Origin of the sequence: Chryseobacterium gleum (assembly GCF_900636535.1) — a bacterium.
Taxonomy (GTDB): domain Bacteria; phylum Bacteroidota; class Bacteroidia; order Flavobacteriales; family Weeksellaceae; genus Chryseobacterium; species Chryseobacterium gleum.
On sequence record NZ_LR134289.1, the window covers coordinates 2,284,782 to 2,304,078 of the forward strand.

At 32.6% G+C, this 19,297-nt stretch carries 14 protein-coding genes; 2 read left to right on the forward strand and 12 right to left on the reverse strand.

Annotated features, from left to right (window positions below; all coding sequences use genetic code 11):
• Positions 1–102 precede the first annotated feature (102 nt).
• The 6 genes from EL165_RS26640 to EL165_RS10450 all read right to left on the reverse strand — a co-directional run bounded on the left by EL165_RS26640 (position 103) and on the right by EL165_RS10450 (position 9,725).
• A complete protein-coding gene (locus EL165_RS26640) occupies positions 103–432 on the reverse strand; it encodes a DUF6660 family protein (protein ID WP_050791101.1) in 330 nt (109 codons plus the stop codon).
• A gap of 417 nt (positions 433–849) precedes the next feature.
• Positions 850–2,121 carry an ATP-binding protein gene (locus EL165_RS10430; RefSeq protein ID WP_002977365.1) on the reverse strand — a complete coding sequence of 424 codons (1,272 nt, stop codon included), beginning with the start codon at positions 2,119–2,121 and terminating at the stop codon, positions 850–852.
• A gap of 56 nt (positions 2,122–2,177) precedes the next feature.
• Positions 2,178–7,055 (reverse strand): NACHT domain-containing protein, encoded by a 4,878-nt coding sequence (locus EL165_RS10435; RefSeq protein ID WP_002977363.1) that lies wholly within the window; start codon positions 7,053–7,055, stop codon positions 2,178–2,180.
• Entirely contained in the window at positions 7,052–8,125 is a 1,074-nt protein-coding gene (locus EL165_RS10440) for a ComEC/Rec2 family competence protein (RefSeq protein WP_002977362.1), read from the reverse strand. The genes EL165_RS10435 and EL165_RS10440 overlap by 4 nt, the downstream gene beginning before the upstream one ends.
• A gap of 72 nt (positions 8,126–8,197) precedes the next feature.
• Positions 8,198–8,803, reverse strand: a complete 606-nt coding sequence (locus EL165_RS10445; RefSeq protein WP_002977361.1) for an alpha-ketoglutarate-dependent dioxygenase AlkB family protein — start codon at positions 8,801–8,803, stop codon at positions 8,198–8,200.
• Between the two features lie 145 nt (positions 8,804–8,948).
• Positions 8,949–9,725, reverse strand: coding sequence for an XRE family transcriptional regulator (locus tag EL165_RS10450; RefSeq protein ID WP_027383734.1), 777 nt, complete (start codon positions 9,723–9,725; stop codon positions 8,949–8,951).
• Between the two features lie 61 nt (positions 9,726–9,786).
• On the opposite strand from EL165_RS10450, the gene dinB reads away from it, so the two are divergent.
• The gene (gene dinB / locus EL165_RS10455; RefSeq protein ID WP_002977359.1) at positions 9,787–10,932 is read left to right on the forward strand and encodes a DNA polymerase IV; all 1,146 of its coding nucleotides are present in this window, start codon (positions 9,787–9,789) and stop codon (positions 10,930–10,932) included.
• Between the two features lie 8 nt (positions 10,933–10,940).
• A complete protein-coding gene (locus tag EL165_RS10460; protein WP_002977358.1) occupies positions 10,941–14,015 on the forward strand; it encodes a DNA polymerase III subunit alpha in 3,075 nt (1,024 codons plus the stop codon).
• A 16-nt stretch (positions 14,016–14,031) separates the two neighbouring features.
• Here the strand turns inward: EL165_RS10460 and EL165_RS10465 are convergent, their stop codons facing one another.
• From EL165_RS10465 to EL165_RS10490, 6 genes are all read right to left on the reverse strand, one after another.
• On the reverse strand, positions 14,032–14,373 hold the full coding sequence (locus tag EL165_RS10465) for a DUF2511 domain-containing protein (protein WP_002977357.1): 342 nt from the start codon (positions 14,371–14,373) through the stop codon (positions 14,032–14,034).
• A gap of 79 nt (positions 14,374–14,452) precedes the next feature.
• Positions 14,453–15,301, reverse strand: a complete 849-nt coding sequence (locus tag EL165_RS10470; protein WP_002977356.1) for a restriction endonuclease — start codon at positions 15,299–15,301, stop codon at positions 14,453–14,455.
• An 11-nt stretch (positions 15,302–15,312) separates the two neighbouring features.
• Entirely contained in the window at positions 15,313–15,762 is a 450-nt protein-coding gene (locus EL165_RS10475; protein WP_002977355.1) for a hypothetical protein, read from the reverse strand.
• A gap of 55 nt (positions 15,763–15,817) precedes the next feature.
• A complete protein-coding gene (locus EL165_RS10480) occupies positions 15,818–17,563 on the reverse strand; it encodes a DUF262 domain-containing protein (protein WP_002977354.1) in 1,746 nt (581 codons plus the stop codon).
• A gap of 82 nt (positions 17,564–17,645) precedes the next feature.
• A complete protein-coding gene (locus EL165_RS10485) occupies positions 17,646–18,671 on the reverse strand; it encodes a hypothetical protein (RefSeq protein WP_002977353.1) in 1,026 nt (341 codons plus the stop codon).
• Positions 18,672–18,761: 90 nt separating this feature from the next.
• A complete protein-coding gene (locus tag EL165_RS10490) occupies positions 18,762–19,292 on the reverse strand; it encodes a hypothetical protein (protein ID WP_002977352.1) in 531 nt (176 codons plus the stop codon).
• Positions 19,293–19,297: the final 5 nt, after the last annotated feature.

Consider the following 19,297-nt stretch of genomic DNA (forward strand, 5'->3'; position numbering starts at 1 on the left):
TAAAAGATGATGCAAAGATGAATAGGATTACAGTGCAATGATATTGCAAAGTTTCCAAGACAATTTAGATGAAAGGGAATCCTTCCATCATATCAATAAAAATTATATTTTAGGCGGTTGCCAGATTTGGTCGTACACCAAATAAGCGAAGTCGTTTTTCTGAAAATGGATTTTCTTAGAAAAAAACGCAGTAGCGATTCTTGAAAAAACTAGAATTGGTTCGATTTTATAAGATGCCACCGTGGTTCTGCAACAGTTGCAAGAACAAAATGGAGAACAAGAATCTGCCTTCGAATGTGAATCTTCTTGTGTCTTTGAACTTAAAGAATAATTGAAATCTTGCTTAAAAGACTGAGCATTTGCACTATCTAGACATGGCATTATGGATAACGCCACAAAATAGATGATGAAAAGTAGTCTTACAAATTTCATAATGCAAATGTATAAAATATAATTACCAAAAAAATATTTTATCCTAAAATTTTAAGGAAATTATACATTTGATTATGCCGAATCAAAAAAATAAAATACCTACAATACATCTAAGTCATTTATAATTATAGAAAAAAACTGATGCTTTTAGATAAAATTAGATATGTACATTTAAATAATATTGCCACCATAATTTAATTTTAACTCAATTTTTCAGTAAACTAATTTTCATTTTTTTCAAAACAAAATTATATATTAATTTACACTTGATTTTTAGATGAATAATATATTAAATTCTTATATCAATATTGGTCTTTCCAAATTATAATACTTCTTTAATATAGATGTACATATTAAATATTCAAAAAATCATCTTAAAATAGGTTCTAAAATTGAACTGAATTTACGTAATTTTCTTTAGTAACCTTTTTCTAAGAACTGTTTCTGAATCTGTAAAACTGACTCTTTTGAAGGGTAAAAACTAAAGTAATCTAAAACTTTTAAAATTATAGAACTTGAAATATTTATACCTCCCTCCAGAATTTCTAATCGTGAATATTCCTCATTAATAGTGATTTTATCTGTTTTTGTCGTTCTTATCTTCATAAGCGGCATGTGATTCTCGCTGTCCAAATGTAATCTTCTATCTTTTAACTCATTAAATATAATAGAAATACTCAAACCTTCTTTATATAATCCTTCTATTGTTAAGTGTTCAATAAAAACATATAGTTGAGTAAGATAATGTATAATACTTGTATAATAAAACAAGTATTGACCAGAAGGAAATTTTGATGCCCAAGCCCCTCTCAAATGATCACCTTCTAGCCAGTCTTCTACAAAGCTGTTAATCATGCAAAAACTCTCTGACAAATACATTCTCCACAGTTCTTTTCGAGCTCCTAAATCGGAAAAAGCCTCGTAAGAATTTTCAGCAGTAACTAAACTACCCTCGTGTAACGTTCTTGGTATAAATGGCAATGACCATGACGCCTTTACCTGTGCTTTTTCGACAACTTCAAGACATCTTTTAAGACTATGTAAATTACCTTTTTGAAGAGGAGTTATATAAACTTCGCAATTGCCTTTCGATTTTATTAATTCATATGATGATGTCTGCTGAAAAGCTTTTATTTCTGCGTCAAATATTTCTGCGTCAATATTGGGAATGGTATAGCCAAAACTTTTTCTGCGTTGCATTAATCTAACGGCTGCCAACTCAATGAGATCTCGCAAATCGCTGACATTTGATATGGCTGCGCTTTCAGGTCTCTTATTTGTATTTCTATAATACAAAGTACTTGCTCTCATTTCTCCGTCCAGAGTTTTTTTACAAAGAGTTGGAATTTCTTTGAAAGAGAAGATCTTGATTACCACATATTTTAATTCGTTTCTATCTTCCGGAAAATAGACATTGAAATCTACCATTGGTTCTGCATATTTTGAAACCTGATCTCGCATTTCATCATATTTGTAAGTGATAATATTTTTCTGGTCAACTCCTACATTAATAAATTCATTATCCTTTTCCTCAATTCCAATTACAATGTGACCTCCATCTGGTAGATTTGACATTGCCAAGATATCTTTTGTTAGCTTCTTATAATCCCAAGGACTGTTTGCTTTAAAATCTAGTGAAGGGCTTTCCGTTTGACCCTCAATCAATCTTATAAAATCTTCTGTATTCATTTATTTTCCAATTTTATTAATATATTTCCCAAAAATATCTCACGACAAAATGTTAATTATTTAAATTGAAGTAATTCTTCTCGTAACATATAGGCTTTAGGAGAACTTCTTTTGACTAGAAAATCTAAAATAAATAGAAAGTCAGCTAAAGTATTTTTATCTCTTTTTATTTTACCACCATATTTATAAAAAGCTTTTTCAACGAATTTTTCTAAAATATCGTTCTCGACCAGTTCAGCATTTTGGCTTTGGAGCATGGGAACAATCCATGATATTGAGTTAGGCATAAAATTATAAAATGCAATGCCACTTAAAAATTTTATCGATGAATTAATTCTGTTAAATCCTAAAGTAATTATAAAATCTTTGAAATATAAGCTTTTACCATCCAATACTGACCATTTTTCAGAGCTCTCCACCCAGTCAATGTCAAAAAGAAAAATTGGTAGAAATCTCGCATTGCTGTTATTGATCATCCAATCTTTCAAAAATTCCCAAAATATCCAGAAATTTTCGAGTTGAATTCTACCTATCGCTGCTCTAATAAACTCTTCAACTAACTTATATATAAATTTTAAATAATCATCAGGGATACTTTTTTCAGGTGTTTCTATACTTGAATCAAGTATTTTTTTTAAGAGAGGTAATGATAATTCTGTAGGCTGATTCAGCAGATATCGTGGATAATAAAAAGTAAATGCATGTCTACTTTCATAAAAATCCAGCATGCTTGATTTGGGATCATTTAAAAAAACAGTGTGTAGTGTCAGAACATCCTGAATAAATTTGTGGTGAGCAGGAAGAGCCGTATTCCATGGGATGATACGAAGCATGTCATCCAAGTACCACTGAGTATGTAAGTCTAATGAAACGATAATTTCATCAGGTATGTTTATACTTCCTTTGATAACAGAATTAATTAGTACTTCCGACCAATTGTCTTCTTCCGACTTATTAAAATCACGAGCACTTAATTTCCCTTGATGATATAACATTCGCTTTCTCTCGCTTTCTTTATTTTGTGCCTTTAGAATTACGATGGCTTCTGCTAATCCATACCAACAGTTTAAAACAAAATCAGGTTCAAATAATACTAATTCCTGTAAAATAGCGTGCTGCAAAGCGATTCGTTCCCTAGCGTCAAGACCCTTTAAAAGTAAACGGAAAATTAATTCTTTAACCTTCAATTTTAAATCTTGCTCAATATCAACTTTAAAAATATAGCATAATCCTTTAAGAGAAGGTATATTATCCAATAAATCAAAATTAATAGCGTATGGATCTGTTTTCGCTAATTTTTTTGCTTCTAAATTGATAATAGTTTCACAACACCATGCAATTTCATCAGGTTGAAGTTGATTTGAAAAGTCACGAAGAGCAATAGACGCCATAGTACCTGGAGAAACCATAATTTCTCGTCTACCATCTAGTTGCAAAATAAATTCATATCCTATTTTCCAAGTTTCATAGTTATGATCATCAACTTCTTCGTATTCGAAAACTTTTCTTGCCCAAGTCGTATTAGCTGTCGGAACTGTATAATCATTCCCACTTTCTACAACATTTCTAATTGTATCATCATATCCGGGAACTACCTGAACATAATTTTCATATCCCTTTTGATTAAAATGTTTAAATTCATACTTTCTAGCATCCATATCAAACAAAAACTTTTTAAAAAGCCAATCATCTTCCTTGACATTCTCCCACATTCTGTCGACCTGTTTGAATAAAAGTTCATTATACTCTCGTTGATAAAACATATAGTCAGCCACAAATCCAACTAAACCTACATAATACTTATTGCGATGAATTCTTTGATTTGCGGCAATTCGTTCTTTTCTTTCGAATTCTTCGTCATTATAGACATTGCTTCTCATCATATCCGAAGTAGACCTTGTAGAATCCCACTTAAAAAACAGTGGGACACCTAATAAGGAGACAGAAGTTTCATCAACTAAATTAGGAAATGCTTGTAAAATGCTGCAGACCACTCCTAAAATGGCAATATTGTTAGACTCTCTTATCAACCTGTCTAAAAATATGCGTGCTGTTGAAAAATCTTTTTTATCCCCAATTTCTAACAAAGTCTTTTCCAAAGCCATCAGCACTGATATTAAGACCTTATCATAAATTGAAAATCCTCGGTACATAGACCAGTACTCAGGATTCCCATAGTATACACCACACGATCCATCTTCAAAAACAACCTCAATCCTTTCCACCCCTCTCTTTTTTAAAGACAGAAGAATTTCATAATTTTTTTCAAAAGCATCATTTAAAAATGGAATAAGGAAATCAAGAGCTTTTTCACCGTGATACAAAAACATCCAATAAAAAAAAGTCTGATAACCTGATGGTAATCCATAATCATATTCTAAATCTTTATTTAAACCAAAATCATTTACTTTAGGCTCTCGAATAAGCATACTATTAATACTCCCCGGTGCATATTTCTCTTCCTTTTGAGCCCAGTCTTCAGTAGCCATTTGAATAACTTCTTCAGGGAAAAAGCGACAAATTTGATCTGAAATAACACCTCCGGTAATATAAGCTCTTATTTCTCGTAGAAAAGCAGGATCAGTCCATCTTTCATTACCTGTTTCAGGAATCAAGCAAGCTTGAATAATCGAAGCAATAAGTTCCTGATCGGCTGCCGTCAATTTAAAAAGAATTTTAATATATTTTTTTAAATATTCAGAAGATCTCCTGCCTAATCTCCTCTGAATTGAACGACCCTGCAACCTAAAAATAAAATCTTCCAACAGAAAAGCAGCGCTTTTTGCACCAGATGGAAGTATGCCTTGGTTAAATTCAGGGAGCTGTTTTGACCATGATTCAATAAGAGTCAAATGTTTTAATTCAAAATTTTGCAGCTTAATTTCATTAATATTAGCTTTGATAAAATCAATTATATAATCCCATCCGGAGCCAATAGGCAGAAGATCATTAAAATTTCTTTTTTGAGGATCTATTTTTTTACAACTCGTTTGTAGTAAATAGATTATGCGATCCAACAATTTCGCTTCATCTTCAAGAAGCTGTACTTTTAAACTATCCAGTAGTACTTTGGAATGATTTGATCTAAGTGAAACAATCAGTAGCTCATCTTTCCATGAAGGGGACAAAGTATCATCACTTAAGAGCTCGTGCATAAAATATACGGAAGCTTCCGGTTCATATTCATAAAACTCTTCCATCCATAATCTGAATGCCCTTCTCATGGCGGGAGTATTTTCTATCGAAAGTAAAAAATCTTTTGAGTTTGCAATCTCCGATTTTTGATTTCTTATAAATCTGATCAATGCCCAATCTTCCAATATGTCGTGAGAAGGACTGTAAGCACTGGTATCGGACATATCATCCAACTGTAGAATATTATCTTTAACAAGATCAGCAGTCACACTGTTATCGCTCTCATATGTTGTAAAAAGAGACATTTCTCTAGATCTTTTAAGACAAATCTCATAGAAAACAGTTCCTCGTCGTGATTGATTGTCTTCAACAATATATTTCCACATTAACCTTTTAAATTGTAACTCGTCCAAGTGTTCCTCACTTAATAGTTCTGGTATAATTCGTACAGCTTTATCAAGATAATAAGGAGTTCTCAAAAGATGCTTAATCTTAGAATTTTCCATCAATGGCAGTAAGTCAGGAATTTTTTCAACGATTAATTCAACCTCAGCATCATTAAATTCACCTACTTGAAAATAAGCAATATTTTCTGGCAGCTCATAATAGTAATCGATTTTAAACTTCTGTAATAAGTAGTCTCTTATTGTTAAAACTATAGTTATATTTTTATTTTTTTCCAGTATCTGAAGTAGTTCATTAAATGCTCCCGAGCTACCTGACTCTATTAGTTTTTCAAAGCTTTCTATCCAAATTAAAAAATACTTATTTGATAAAGGACTTGCCAATATTTGTTCGATACTAACTTTACATCCGGCTTTTATCAAAGCTTCACTAATTGTTTCACAATACAGGTTTTCAGCGGTAAAAGTTAAAACACTACGATCTCCAGACATTTTCAAATCACTTACAGCTGATTTTGTCAAAGCCGATTTTCCAACTCCCGGGTTTCCATGAACCACTACAAGATTCTTTTCTTTAAGCAATTGCAGGAGGTCTATATTATCACGAGGAACATTAAAATCTCCGATTTTTTCTCTAGTTCTAGAATTAGTGGTTTGTTCATTTTTTTCCATTTCTTCATAACTTAAGAGAACATCTTTATCTGTCTCCGGTTTGATAGAATTGATCAGACTGAACTTAGGATATGGAATCAGCTTATTGTATGCTAAAACTTTGGTCGCCAAAAAAAATCCACCGTCCTCGTATGTATGAATAATACCTGTAAAATAAGTTTTTCCATACAAGATAGAATAAGCGCCACTTCCAGACAATCCTTCAACATTTTCCAAGGCCTGTTGATAATATGTATCGAGAGAATTTTCAGACTTTAGTGTAAATTTATATCGATTGCTCTTGATATCTTCGATAAATTTCATAGGAAAAGATCGATCTGCCTCTTGATCATTAAAATTAGCATACCCTCTAATTTGATAATCTTCCACCATTTCATCAGTATCAATTACCTGACAAAAAAATTGTTTACCTGTAAGTGGAAGAATATTCTTTTTAGAAAGAATCAACAATGCCATATCCTCATCATCATCTGACACAATAACAATATCTGTTTCGGTCAAATTGTATGAATGAAATTCTGATGTTTCCTGATTAAAAATCTCTTCAAGTTTAATATCCGTATTTACATATTCTTTATCGAACTTTTTACCTTCTAAACAATGTTTTGCAGTCAAGACATACACGTCATCAACATCAGGACTCGGGTAGAAAATTACTGCTGTAGCAATTTCGTGGTTACATCTGATTTTGATTGTAGAAAGCTGTGGTATATTTTCATTCATATTTTATGAGTTAAGGGCAGGTACGAAAGTTCTAAGCTGTCAGGTCCTATTTGTGAATAATCACATTCAAATGTATATCTTTCAAAAGCGTCGTCATCGACCTCAAAGATATTTCTCAATTCTTGAGTATCACAAGCAAAATGAATTTTGATAATTTCAGAATTTCTTCTCTCGTTCGTAATGATTCTAACTATAGTCTCTTTATCCGGATGTCTGTTATGGATACCGTTTCCAGTTATCACATAACAATTGGTCTGAACTATTTCCAGCAATTTAGGGCAGGTATTGGCTTTACTGCCATGATGTGATAATTGCATAAACTTCACGGGCAGTGGCCGATCTTTATTATACCCCAATGCATCTAAACTGTCAATTATATCAGAGGGATGACTGTCGGCTAATAAGAGTACTTTTACCTTATCAAACTCGGCAAGAACAGCAATAGAGCTTCCATTAACAGGATCTGTATCCGGTTTAAATTCATTCCCTGTAAGTTCTTCAATTATTTTTTTATGGTCGGATTGATTTTCTTTTCTACCAATTTTACCATTACTTTCTTCTTCTTTCCACAATTCTGTTGCAGCAGCTTCCTTTTCAGGTGTAGGTGAAAGAATGGTCATTTTAAAACCAAAACATTCAATTGGTAATGTTTCAGTATTTATTGGCACTGTGGTAAGAAGATTATTTGCAGTTAAAAAATCCCTAAGTAAAATCCCGTCACCGACTGAGATTTTCCCATTAGATTCCTTTATCATCTCAGGAGAATGATTAAATAAAAAATTCTTTACAGCGTCTTGTTTATTTTCAATTTTTTTGTCCACGACAAAACCTTTTACGGCACCGATATGGTCGCGATCTATATGGCTGATAATCCAATTTTCAATTTGTTCGCCAGAAGACAAAATTTCTTTTATTAATGGGGCAAAAGAATTTTTGTACTCTTTACCATATCCTCCATCAATAAGTATATTATGCCATTGGGAATCTGTTCCTAAAAATCTGATAAAAATAGCATCACCGCCGCCGATATCGAAAAAATGAAAACTAATCCGATGTGTTTTTTGAGTCATAAAATAATGGTTATTAATACTTTCTTATTTTTTCTAAAATAGGAAAAGTTAATTGGATAAGTAAGAGTTTATTTAAATAATTAAACGAAAGGTCAAATTAATCCTTTCTTTCATTTTTACTGTTGATTTAGCAATTCGATGTTCCCAGTTTTCCTGTAAATCCCCTTTCATAATGAGTAACGAACCGTGAGGCAATGGCAAACTGTATTTGCTCTGATGATGGTCTTTTTTTCTGAAATCAAAGTTTCTGGTTTGACCTAAACTGATTGATGCAATCACAGGTCGTTTTCCATAGCGGCTTTCTTTATCTCTGTGCCATGCCACGGAATCATTATTATCACGATACAGGTTTAATAAAACACCATTGAACTGATACCCAAATTCTTTTTCTATCCTTTCTTTTAAAGTATAAAGCTCGGGAGTCCAAGGATTAGTTCCTGAAACATTTCCGTCTGAATCGTAAGAGCTATCATTTCCTCCATACCAAGCAGTAAGGCGGGGTGTTACAACTGTTTTATCATACATCTTCTGAGTTCGCTGTTCCCAAGGTGTCGTTTTCAGCAGTATATCTTTCAATTCATCGGCTTCTTTGCTGCTCAGGAAATGTTCCTTGTATTCCAAAAGGTCTTTTGGAAATTTATAAAACTCTTCCGTATCAAATAAACTCAGCTGACTCATTGCAATTTTCTATTAAAATATTTATATTTGATCTGGCCCGTTTATACGGGATTTTTTTCATCATTTGTGTTTTTGCTTCCCTTAGGAGATTTTTTTTTATGAAGTAATGTTAGGAAACTTATTTTTGAGCTTTATTCAAATGAATTCAATTCTTATCTCCTATTTTTTCTTTAATCTGTTTGATATCGGTCTTGATCTCTGTCATAAAGTTTTGAATATTACGTTCTGCAAATTCATCAGCTCCATATTCTATCGTATTGATACTACAGGCAAATTCCCAGATCTCTTTAATTTCAGATAATGGAATTTTATATGGCTCATAAAATTGATTGTCAGCTTTTACCCATATACTGTCTGCTTCATGAAACTGGAATCTTTTGTAACTGATTCCATCATTAGTGGTGATGAAAATATAAGTCCGGTCCGTTTTCAGATCAGAAAGATTTTCTACATATTTTCCAACAATATAAGTTCCGTTCTTATAAGGCGGCATAGAATCTCCGTCCGCTGGAAACGCTCTAAACTTCCCACCTTTTAAAAAAGGTAAGGATATCGTTTCCAAACTTTCTATGTATTCCGGATCTCCATAACCGTTCAGATAACCCATAGAGGCTTTTTGTGGAATAATCTCAATCTGATCGTTTCCATCCTGATCAACCCTGATAGGCAGAACAATCCTATTGTCAGGGAGCTCCATAATCTCATCAATCGAATATTTGCTGACGTTGATGGTCAAAAGTAAATCGATGCTGATATTATAATATCTTGAAATTTTCACTAAAATATCAAGGGGTGGCGCTGCGGCATCATCTTCATACTTACTATATCGGCCTCGGGTAATTAAAAGATCATCGGCAACCTTTTGTTGAGACAGATTGAGCTTACCTCTTAAATACCGCATGTTTTCTGATAAAATTGACATTGCTATAAATTATAGCAACAAATATACAATTTTTTGCTACAAATCGTGATAATTTTGTCAAATGGAACGAGCGATTGCACATATGGATCTGGATACATTCTTTGTTTCCTGTGAACGGCTGAGAGACTCTGTATTGGAGAATCAGCCCGTGATCATAGGTGGCGGAGATCGTGGTGTAGTAGCATCTTGTTCCTATGAAGCCAGGAAATTTGGGGTTCGTTCTGCGATGCCTTTGCGAATGGCTTTACGCTTATGTCCCGAAGCGCAGGTTATCAAAGGTGATATGGAGTATTATTCCAAAATGTCACATTTGGTGACTGAAATCATTCAGGAAAAAGTTCCTGTTATGGAAAAAGCAAGTGTAGACGAGTTCTATCTTGATCTGTCGGGCATGGATAAGTTCTTCGGCTGCTATCAATGGACAACCGAAATTGCGGAAGCGGTAAAGAAAAATACAGGTCTACCTATTAGTTTTGCATTGTCTACCAATAAAACAGTTTCAAAGATTGGAACAGGTGAAGCAAAGCCAGCCGGTAAATTAGAATTAAAACCGCTCGCAATACAGCCTTTTTTAAATCCTTTATCCGTCAGAAAGATTCCTATGGTTGGTGATGTGACCTTTGAACTCCTTTCAAGATTAGGTGTAAGAAAGATTGAAACACTTGCTAAAATGCCAGTGGATGTGCTTCAGGAAGTAATTGGAAAAAATGGAACTGAGTTATGGAAAAAAGCCAATGGCATTGATTTAAATCCTGTGATTCAATATTCAGAGCGTAAATCCATATCAACTGAAACAACTTTTTCCGAAGACACCATCGATATTCCGAATATCAGAAGTATTCTTTCCGGAATGGTTGAACAGTTATGCTACCAGTTAAGACAGGAAAAATGGCTGACCTCAACGGTATCAGTAAGAATAAGATATGCCAACTTTGATACAGAGACTAAACAATGTAAGGTGGCTTATACCTCAGCAGACCACACATTGCTGAAATATATTCTGGAACTCTTCAAGAAAGTTTATACCCGAAGAATGAGAATTCGTCTTGTAGGTGTCAAGTTTACAGGACTGGTTCACGGAAGCCATCAGATGAATCTTTTTGAAGATACCGAAGAGCTGATCTCATTATATCAGACCATGGATAAAATGAAAGACCGTTTTGGTGCTAAAAGCCTTGGAAGGGCTTCCGGTTTTTTGACTCAATAAATAAAATTATGTTCCTCAATTGTCATACCTATCATAGCCTTCGTTATGGGACTATTTCTGTTGAAGAATTAGTTGATCTGGCTATGGATTATAAGCTGAAAGTTCTTGCGCTAACTGATATCAATACCGTAACGGGAATCTATCAGTTTTATAAACTGTGTGAAGATAAAGGCATTAAACCTATTGTAGGCGTTGATGTCAGAGTTGAAAATGAGCAGTATTATATATGCTTAGCGAAGAACCCGAAAGGAATAGCTGAAGTCAACAGGCTTTTGACCGATTATAATTGTGAAAATATTGAAATTCCAAAATCTAATCCTCAATTAGAAAACTGCTTTGTGATTTATACTTTACAAAATAAACCTGATATATTATTGGAACACGAGTTTATCGGAATCAGACAAGATGAGTTAAACCTTTTAATCAATTCTGAATTCAAATCCCTCACTCATAAAATGGTTATCCTTCATCCGGTAACGTTTAAGACTGATGACGAATACGAACTTCATAAAATATTACGAGCCATAGATGGTAATATTCTTTTTACAAAACTGGCTGAAAAAGATTATTGTAGAAAAGATGAGTTGTTTATGAGTAAGAAAACTCTTCTCGATCAGTTTAAGCATTACCCAGAAATCGTTGAAAACACGAAATTTATCGTCAGTCAATGCAGTTTTGATTTTGAATTTAAAACCCCGAAGAATAAAAAATATTATACTGACAGCAAGGAAAATGACTTTAAATTGTTATCCCAGCTTGCTTATGAAGGTTTATCTCATAGATATCCTGATAATAACAGACAGGCTATTGAGAGAGCTGAAAAAGAATTAACAGTTATTCATCAACTTAATTTTTGCGGCTACTTCTTGATTACTTGGGATATTATTCAATACAGTAAGCGTATGGGTTTTATGCACGTCGGAAGAGGAAGTGGCGCTAACAGTATTATAGCTTATTGTTTAGGCATTTCCGACATATGTCCTCTAGAGCTAGATTTGTACTTTGAGCGTTTTCTAAACTTAAACCGTAAAAGTCCTCCCGACTTCGACATCGATTGGAGTTGGAAGAATCGTGACACTATTTTGGAATACATTTTTGATAAATATGGAAAAAATCACGTTGCTTTTTGTGGAACTAATGTGGAGTTCAAGAGAAAATCGAGATTCAGAGAACTGGGAAAAGTCTTTGGACTGCCGAAAGATGAACTAGATCAGCTTTCAAAAAAACCGAGAGAACTACACGATCAAAATTCAATTGTTCAAGAGATTTATAAGTATGAACAGTTGTTAGTTGGATTTCCCAATCAAAGAAGTATGCATTCTTGTGGGATTCTTATTTCCGAAGAACCTATTACAAATTATTCAGTTTTAGAATTTCCTCCAAAAGAATTTCCAATTGTTCAGTTTGATATGCATACAGCTGAGGATATTGGTCTGGAAAAGTTTGACATTCTTTCACAAAGAGGATTGGGAACGATTAAAGATACCGTTAATCTAATTAAAGAAAAAAAGGGAATCAATGTAGATATTGAAGATACCAGAATCTCTAAGGATGAAGTCAAGTGCAATGAATTTTTGAGCATTGGAAAGACCATTGGTTGTTTCTACATTGAATCTCCAGCTATGCGTGGACTTTTGAGAAGATTAAAATGTGATAATTACAAAGTATTGGTTGCTGCATCATCAATTATTCGTCCAGGAGTTGCACAGAGTGGAATGATGCGGGAGTACATTTTCCGACACAATCATCCCGGTCAATTTGAATACTTCCACGATGTATTTGAAAAAGAATTAGGCGAAACCTATGGCATTATGGTTTATCAAGAAGATGTCATTAAAATTGCGATGCACTTTGGTGGAGTTTCTGCAGCTAATGGAGATGTTCTTCGAAGAGCTATGAGTGGTAAAGGACGATCACTTTCAGCTTTACAAAAATTAAAAGATGATTTCTTTGAATCCTGCAAAAGGAAAGGACATCCTGAGCAGCTTTCTCAGGAAGTATATCGACAGATTGAATCTTTTGCCGGCTACTCCTTTTGTAAAGCACACTCTGCTTCTTATGCCGTGGAGAGCTATCAGAGTCTGTTTCTGAAAGCCTATTACCCTATCGAATTTATGGTATCTGCTATTAATAATGGCGGTGGTTTTTACCGAACAGAAGTTTATGTACACGAGGCGAAGATGTCAGGTGCTAAAATTCATAACCCCTGCATTAACCTAAGCGAATTTCATACAACATTATATGGAACAGATGTGTACTTAGGTCTAATGCATATTGAAAAACTTGAAGCTTCTATCAAAGTAAATATCCCGGAAGAAAGGAAAGAAAACGGCGATTACGGATCATTAGAAGATTTTATAAAAAGAGTCAACATTGGTATTGAAACTTTACAGATATTAATTTTTGTCGGGGCTTTCAGATTTACCGGAAAGCAGAAACACGAACTTTTAATTGAAGCAAGATTCCTACTTTCAAAGAATCAATATAAAAGCAAGATCATATCATTATTTGAGGAACCTCAAAAAGATTATAAGCTACCGACAATAGATAGAAACCCTTTTGAAGACGCTTTTGATGAAATTGAAATTTTAGGATTTCCAGTTTCCTATTCGATCTTTGATTTACTCAAGACTAAATACAGAGGTCACGTTTTGGTTAAAGATCTCTTGAAGTATCATAAAAAACAGGTTAAAATGCTGGCATATTTAATTTCCAGGAAACACGTTCCTATCAAGATGAGAAATCATCCTGGAAAGAAAGACGATATGTATTTCGGAACATGGATCGATGCTGAAGGTGAGTATTTTGACACGGCACATTTTCCCGACAGTTTAAAACAATTTCCCTTTAAGGAAGGAGGAGTCTACCTTTTATTAGGAACTGTTGAAGTAGATTATCATTTTCCTACTATTACCATTACTAAAATGGCAAAAATGCCTTTGATTGCCGATCCGCGATATTCGATGGATGATGAAAAATCTAAAGAAATGGAAAGAAGTCTACGGGAAGACGTTAGTATGACTCACCGAAATCCCTATCCACAGGAACATGAAATTGGATTACCAAGAAAAAAGATAAACTGATTCTTTAGTATTCTTGTTATTTATTTTCACAAAGTTCCAGACCTTTAGTGATAAAATCTCCGTATGAAATTTTTAATCCAGCCCATTTGGGATCATCCAACCATATTTCATCAACTTTACTGATAGCAGCATTATTATGTGAAACACCTTTAGCAGTTCCATTTAAAGCATATGTCTTTCCATTGCTGGCCTTGCAGTAAATTTCTTTATATCCAGAACAATAAACTTCAACTTCATCAACTGAAAATGGCCATTTTTCTCCATACTCCAGCTTTGAAAATTTTATTGTATTTCGCTGGACTGGGTTAGAACACGATAATATTAATACTAAAAGTAATAAACTGTAAATAGCTTTCATTTTTTAATTTTGTCAAAGATAGATTTGAAAACTAAATTGACATTACGGGAAACCGTATTACTAAGAACATAAATAGTATTTATGACAAATCTTCTTTATTCACAACAATACCAAGCTGGGTTATAAGAAATGTCTTTTGTTCAAAGATTTGGTTCATAATCATCCATACTTTATCCACTAGAGAAAATGTTTTTTGATGGTCCTTATTAATAATAGTTAGTAAACCTGTGTAGGTAATGCTTTTTATCTTTTGATAATTTCCATTAAAAAACAGTCTATGATCTGTAAAATCGTAAGATTTCAAAACCATTTCAAAAGGTTTTTGAGTGTGTAGATTTTTTTTAAAAACCATTACAGAATCATACAATCTTATTTTTGTGCCATCTTTATTTTCAATATAAACCAAATATTGCTGTGTTTCAGGAAGTATAATTTCATTATCGTCATTTGTTTTAACAACTATTCTTGTGACCTCTGGTCTGCTCACATTGATCTTGAAAAATAAATCTAAAATTCCAAATTCAACTTCCTTCTGTTCATTATCATTATTTTCAGATTCTCTCAGCTGCACTATCTTTATATTATGATGTTCTGCAAACATTTGTGCATCCCGAGTAAATCCATTCCTTGACACAATAATTCCTCTTTGTATATCGGTATCATTGATGATAGAAAGAAGCTTCATAACTGTATCTTTAGTTACTTTTTTTTTCCAGTATTTACATTCGATAGCCGTTTTGTAAGTTTGGCAACCATCAAACTCAGCGGTCAGCACATCAATTTGATGCATAACCCCTGAATTACCTTTTATTTTACAATTCTGCCCATAACCCTCCACTGGAATATGATATTCTTTTTTTAAAGTATCATAAATATATTTTGTCAGAGATTCATAAATCTTCCAATCAAGACTGTTTAATTCATCCATCGTATTTCACATCAAATTACAACATATAGGTCTTCATCTTGATCATATATAGCCTTCCCTGATTTTACCAAAGGATTCCAAACTTTATCAATTGCTTCTGGCGTATTCCACTCACAATAATTATCAGATTTTTTCAAATTACTACTGGAAATTATCCTCTTTCCAAAAATTTCTCTACACTTTAGAAGAAGGCTGATCGAAATTCCTTTCCCCAAATAGTACTTACTACTGTCAGGATATAAGTCAACTACTTTTAAATCAGTTTCATTTTCCATCTCTAATAAAATGAGACTAAAAGAATCATCACTTTCCTTTGACTCTTCATACACTTCAAATACATAAGTAAAACCGTTATATGTCTCATTAAACATATAAGTACATCTAGAAGTAAATTGATAAGTCACATTATTTTTAGTACTTATAAAAATAAACTTTCTGGATTCATTAATCTCTAATATCATAGTGTACATTTTATTAAAAAATAAGATTATCAAACTGTTAACTAAACAAAAAAAATTAGAATTTAAGTTCCTCCATTAGTTTTACTGTCAAAATAACTTGACGCTGTTTTGCAAATTTATCAAATGATGAAAAATTTAAATCATTGGGAAAATAGTACTTTTTCTTATTAATTTTATTTGTAGAAACCCAATCTGCAAGTTGCTTTGCACCTTTTGACTTGTTTTCATTACCATCTAACATTTGGAGATTAATAATGGAATTAAAATACTCCGGATCTGTAAAGTATTCTCTATTAGAATCAGTCAATTGGATATTATTTAATTTTAGCTTTTTTTCATTGAAATTTGATATCGGATGACAATGATCAAGATTAAAATCTCCATCCTTATATTTTAAGTTAGGATAAAGTAATGCGAGTATGGGAAAAGCGTATCTATTTTCTTTCTGAGTATATAAAAGATTTTCTACAAACTCTTTATCGACGTTTATACTTTTATTGGTTTTAGAAAGCCTCTTTGCAATAGCGGCAGCAGGGAAAACTGCCGGAGACTTAGCAATTTCTTTTTTCAAAGTATCTCTGATAGCTTTTAATACACCTTCAGCTTGCCCGCCAAATATTTGATGTAGCAAAACAACATGAAGCCATTTTTTAATAATTGCTCTATCATCTTTATATGCAACTTTCTTATGAAAATCTTTTACTTTATCAGTTTTGTATAAATAATATATAATCGGAAGAACAGCATTTAATGATGTCAGTGTTTTTGGAGCATATCCAAAGTCTACAATAAGTTGAAAGACTTCTTTAATTGCTTTCCTAATATTTTCCCATTTACTTTCAAAATCTTTAGCATTCTTAATACTGAAATTGGTTACTCTAAATTTAATATCATCGTTGTACAAAATCAGATAGGTACGCAAAATCAAATCTTTGTTTACGGCAAAGCCGTATTCCTTTACAATTTCATCAACTAATCCATTAATTTCTTTGCGGGCATCTAGAATCATCCAACCTGAAATAGTTGTTGACATTACTAAATCCGAATAACTTAAGTTAATACCGCCTGAATTTATTCGTATAAAAATATCTAATGCTCTGGTAAAATCAGAACCTTTTTCAAGATAGTAGTGAATAAGTTTCTCAAGATGAACAATATCGTGAAGCCGACTCAATATCTCCTGAGCATCCTGATCTTCTATTTCGTGTTTCTTACAATAAGAATTCAGCTGTGCCATTCCGCGAATACCCAAAATATCTCCGACTTTGAACCATTTATTTCCATCTTCATTTTTTGCTTCTGAAGGTTTTAAAAACAAGAATTCATATTTTCTATCATCGTCACTATCGTTTAAGTCCTTGCTAGAATCCTTTTTATATTTAAGATTTAAATAAAGATATCTTGTAGGAATAGAGTGTTCATTATCTTTCCAAGCCAGATTATATTCGTGATAAGCATAAGAACCTTTCAACCCCAGATAAAGTGCAGTAAGGCGCTGCTGCCCGTCTAAAACGACTTCGAAGCTAGGAAGTTTTTTTGTATCAACTTCTTCTGATCTATTGAGGAATCTTTCTCTATATTTTTTTAAGATCCCATAAAATCGTTGGTTTTGTGTGTTATTACCTTCAACTCTCCAAAGCAACATTGAACCAATTGGATATTGTTGCATAAGTGAGTCAAATAACATCTCTATTTTTCCAGATGACCAAACAAAATCTCGTTGAATTGCAGGAAGTAAATATTGATTGTAATCTATTTTATCGATTGCATCTGCAATTGAAAGCGGAGGAAAAAATGACATAATTTATTTTTTAATTTTAATGTTTTTAGCTTTAAGAACTTTATGTTGATCACTTATAAAGGTCGAGATAACAAAGAGAATATCAATTACTACTCTTTTTATCAAACAAATATTTGCCTTCTTGTATTTCGAGATAGTCGATTACAAAATGCACAACTTTTCTGGCATCCTTCAGGACTTCTGGTGCTAGTCCAGGCACTTTAAATTGATTAATCTCTGAATTATAATTAATCATTTCACTATCAAAATTTTCAATCCCTTTTGGTTTACGTAATCTACAGTAAGGATTTATAATACTTAGATTTAAGGTTTCATTCAAGTTCCAGGAATTCTCAATATTTTTATTATAGAAATCTTTGTGCTTGTAATATAAGTTAGTTAAAATCACTAAGTCTACATTATTGTAATCAGCAGGGTCGCAAAAAGAACCATTAGTAAACAGACCTTCGGGGCCGTTAAGATAACCTACCCAGCTCTGCATATCCTCTCTATCACCACAGCATATTAATAAAATATTGATCTCATTTTCTTTTGATAAATCATTAAATTTTTCGTGCGCGTTAATCAGAAAATCTTTAAGATTATTATCCATACTTTTTAACTCAGAATGTTCTTTCAGAGATTTACCTTGCTTTATTAAACCTTCATCTATCGCATTGGAAAGTATTGACATTATGTCTAGCCTATTGTCAAGTCGACCATAAGTTTGATATTTGAAAGATTCTGTATTTTGTACCTTCTCTCTATTAGTAAAAGCCGCACATTTTACTTCAATATTGTATGTGAAATTGTTAGACTGAAATTTAACGTCTACATCTTTTTGATTTTTAGGGTTTACTTTAGCTTCGACCCTGAAACCATTTTTCTCACAAAAATAATTTGCAACTGCCAGCTCACAGGCACTTTGAATATAAGCTTTTTCGTCAAATTTTGCTTTTTTTAGCTGTAACTTATTTCCCCAGAGATCCTTGAAATCTCTATTGGATATAAACTGTTTAATTTTTGAAACAGATTCAATAAATTCATCAAAATAAATATTTCCGGAATTTTTTGCAATTTTAAGGTAATGACCATCCGGTACATTTAATTCATTAAATTCTTCTCTCATGAAGTGGCAATTAGTTTTGGATTTTAAGAAAATAACTTTTAGAATCACTGGGAAAGTGACTCTTAGATTTAGAGTGAATGACTTAGTTTGCTAAAGTCTCGCAAAGAAATATGCAAGATCAAAGATTTCAATTTCTTGTTTTTGATTATTAATATCATCAATATATATTCTCAAATCACCAACTCTTGTTAAAACACCTTCCATTTCTTTCTTATCGTCATACCAAGAAGTTGAATAAACTACATATAATTCTTTACCAACAACAGTTTCAAAATCAGCTTTTTTTACACTAAAGGGATCAAGAATATATTTATTAAAAATAAATAGAAAGTCAAATTCAAAGTACATATTATCGTAGAACCAATCTTTTACTGAGAGTCTAAGTTTATTACCATGCAAAGAATGATCTATAATATGTTCGTACCCAAAACGATATTCTTTTGGCTTTGGAGCATTAATCCTTAAAAGAACGACTGACTTTTCTTGGAAAATGATTCTGAATGGGCTTTTCTCTACTTGCTTTATAGAATCATGTTTCTTGATAACTGAGCAAAAACAATTGAAATCCTGATCAATTTTTAAATTATTTCTTCTCAAGAATTCAATAATGGAATGTTGCATAACGT

Coding starts and splice junctions, on each gene's coding strand:
- EL165_RS26640 (WP_050791101.1), bottom strand. CDS start 432: ATGAAATTTGTAAGACTACTTTTCATCATCTATTTTGTGGCGTTATCC.
- EL165_RS10430 (WP_002977365.1), bottom strand. CDS start 2,121: ATGAATACAGAAGATTTTATAAGATTGATTGAGGGTCAAACGGAAAGC.
- EL165_RS10435 (WP_002977363.1), bottom strand. CDS start 7,055: ATGAATGAAAATATACCACAGCTTTCTACAATCAAAATCAGATGTAAC.
- EL165_RS10440 (WP_002977362.1), bottom strand. CDS start 8,125: ATGACTCAAAAAACACATCGGATTAGTTTTCATTTTTTCGATATCGGC.
- EL165_RS10445 (WP_002977361.1), bottom strand. CDS start 8,803: ATGAGTCAGCTGAGTTTATTTGATACGGAAGAGTTTTATAAATTTCCA.
- EL165_RS10450 (WP_027383734.1), bottom strand. CDS start 9,725: ATGTCAATTTTATCAGAAAACATGCGGTATTTAAGAGGTAAGCTCAAT.
- dinB (WP_002977359.1), top strand. CDS start 9,787: ATGGAACGAGCGATTGCACATATGGATCTGGATACATTCTTTGTTTCC.
- EL165_RS10460 (WP_002977358.1), top strand. CDS start 10,941: ATGTTCCTCAATTGTCATACCTATCATAGCCTTCGTTATGGGACTATT.
- EL165_RS10465 (WP_002977357.1), bottom strand. CDS start 14,373: ATGAAAGCTATTTACAGTTTATTACTTTTAGTATTAATATTATCGTGT.
- EL165_RS10470 (WP_002977356.1), bottom strand. CDS start 15,301: ATGGATGAATTAAACAGTCTTGATTGGAAGATTTATGAATCTCTGACA.
- EL165_RS10475 (WP_002977355.1), bottom strand. CDS start 15,762: ATGATATTAGAGATTAATGAATCCAGAAAGTTTATTTTTATAAGTACT.
- EL165_RS10480 (WP_002977354.1), bottom strand. CDS start 17,563: ATGTCATTTTTTCCTCCGCTTTCAATTGCAGATGCAATCGATAAAATA.
- EL165_RS10485 (WP_002977353.1), bottom strand. CDS start 18,671: ATGAGAGAAGAATTTAATGAATTAAATGTACCGGATGGTCATTACCTT.
- EL165_RS10490 (WP_002977352.1), bottom strand. CDS start 19,292: ATGCAACATTCCATTATTGAATTCTTGAGAAGAAATAATTTAAAAATT.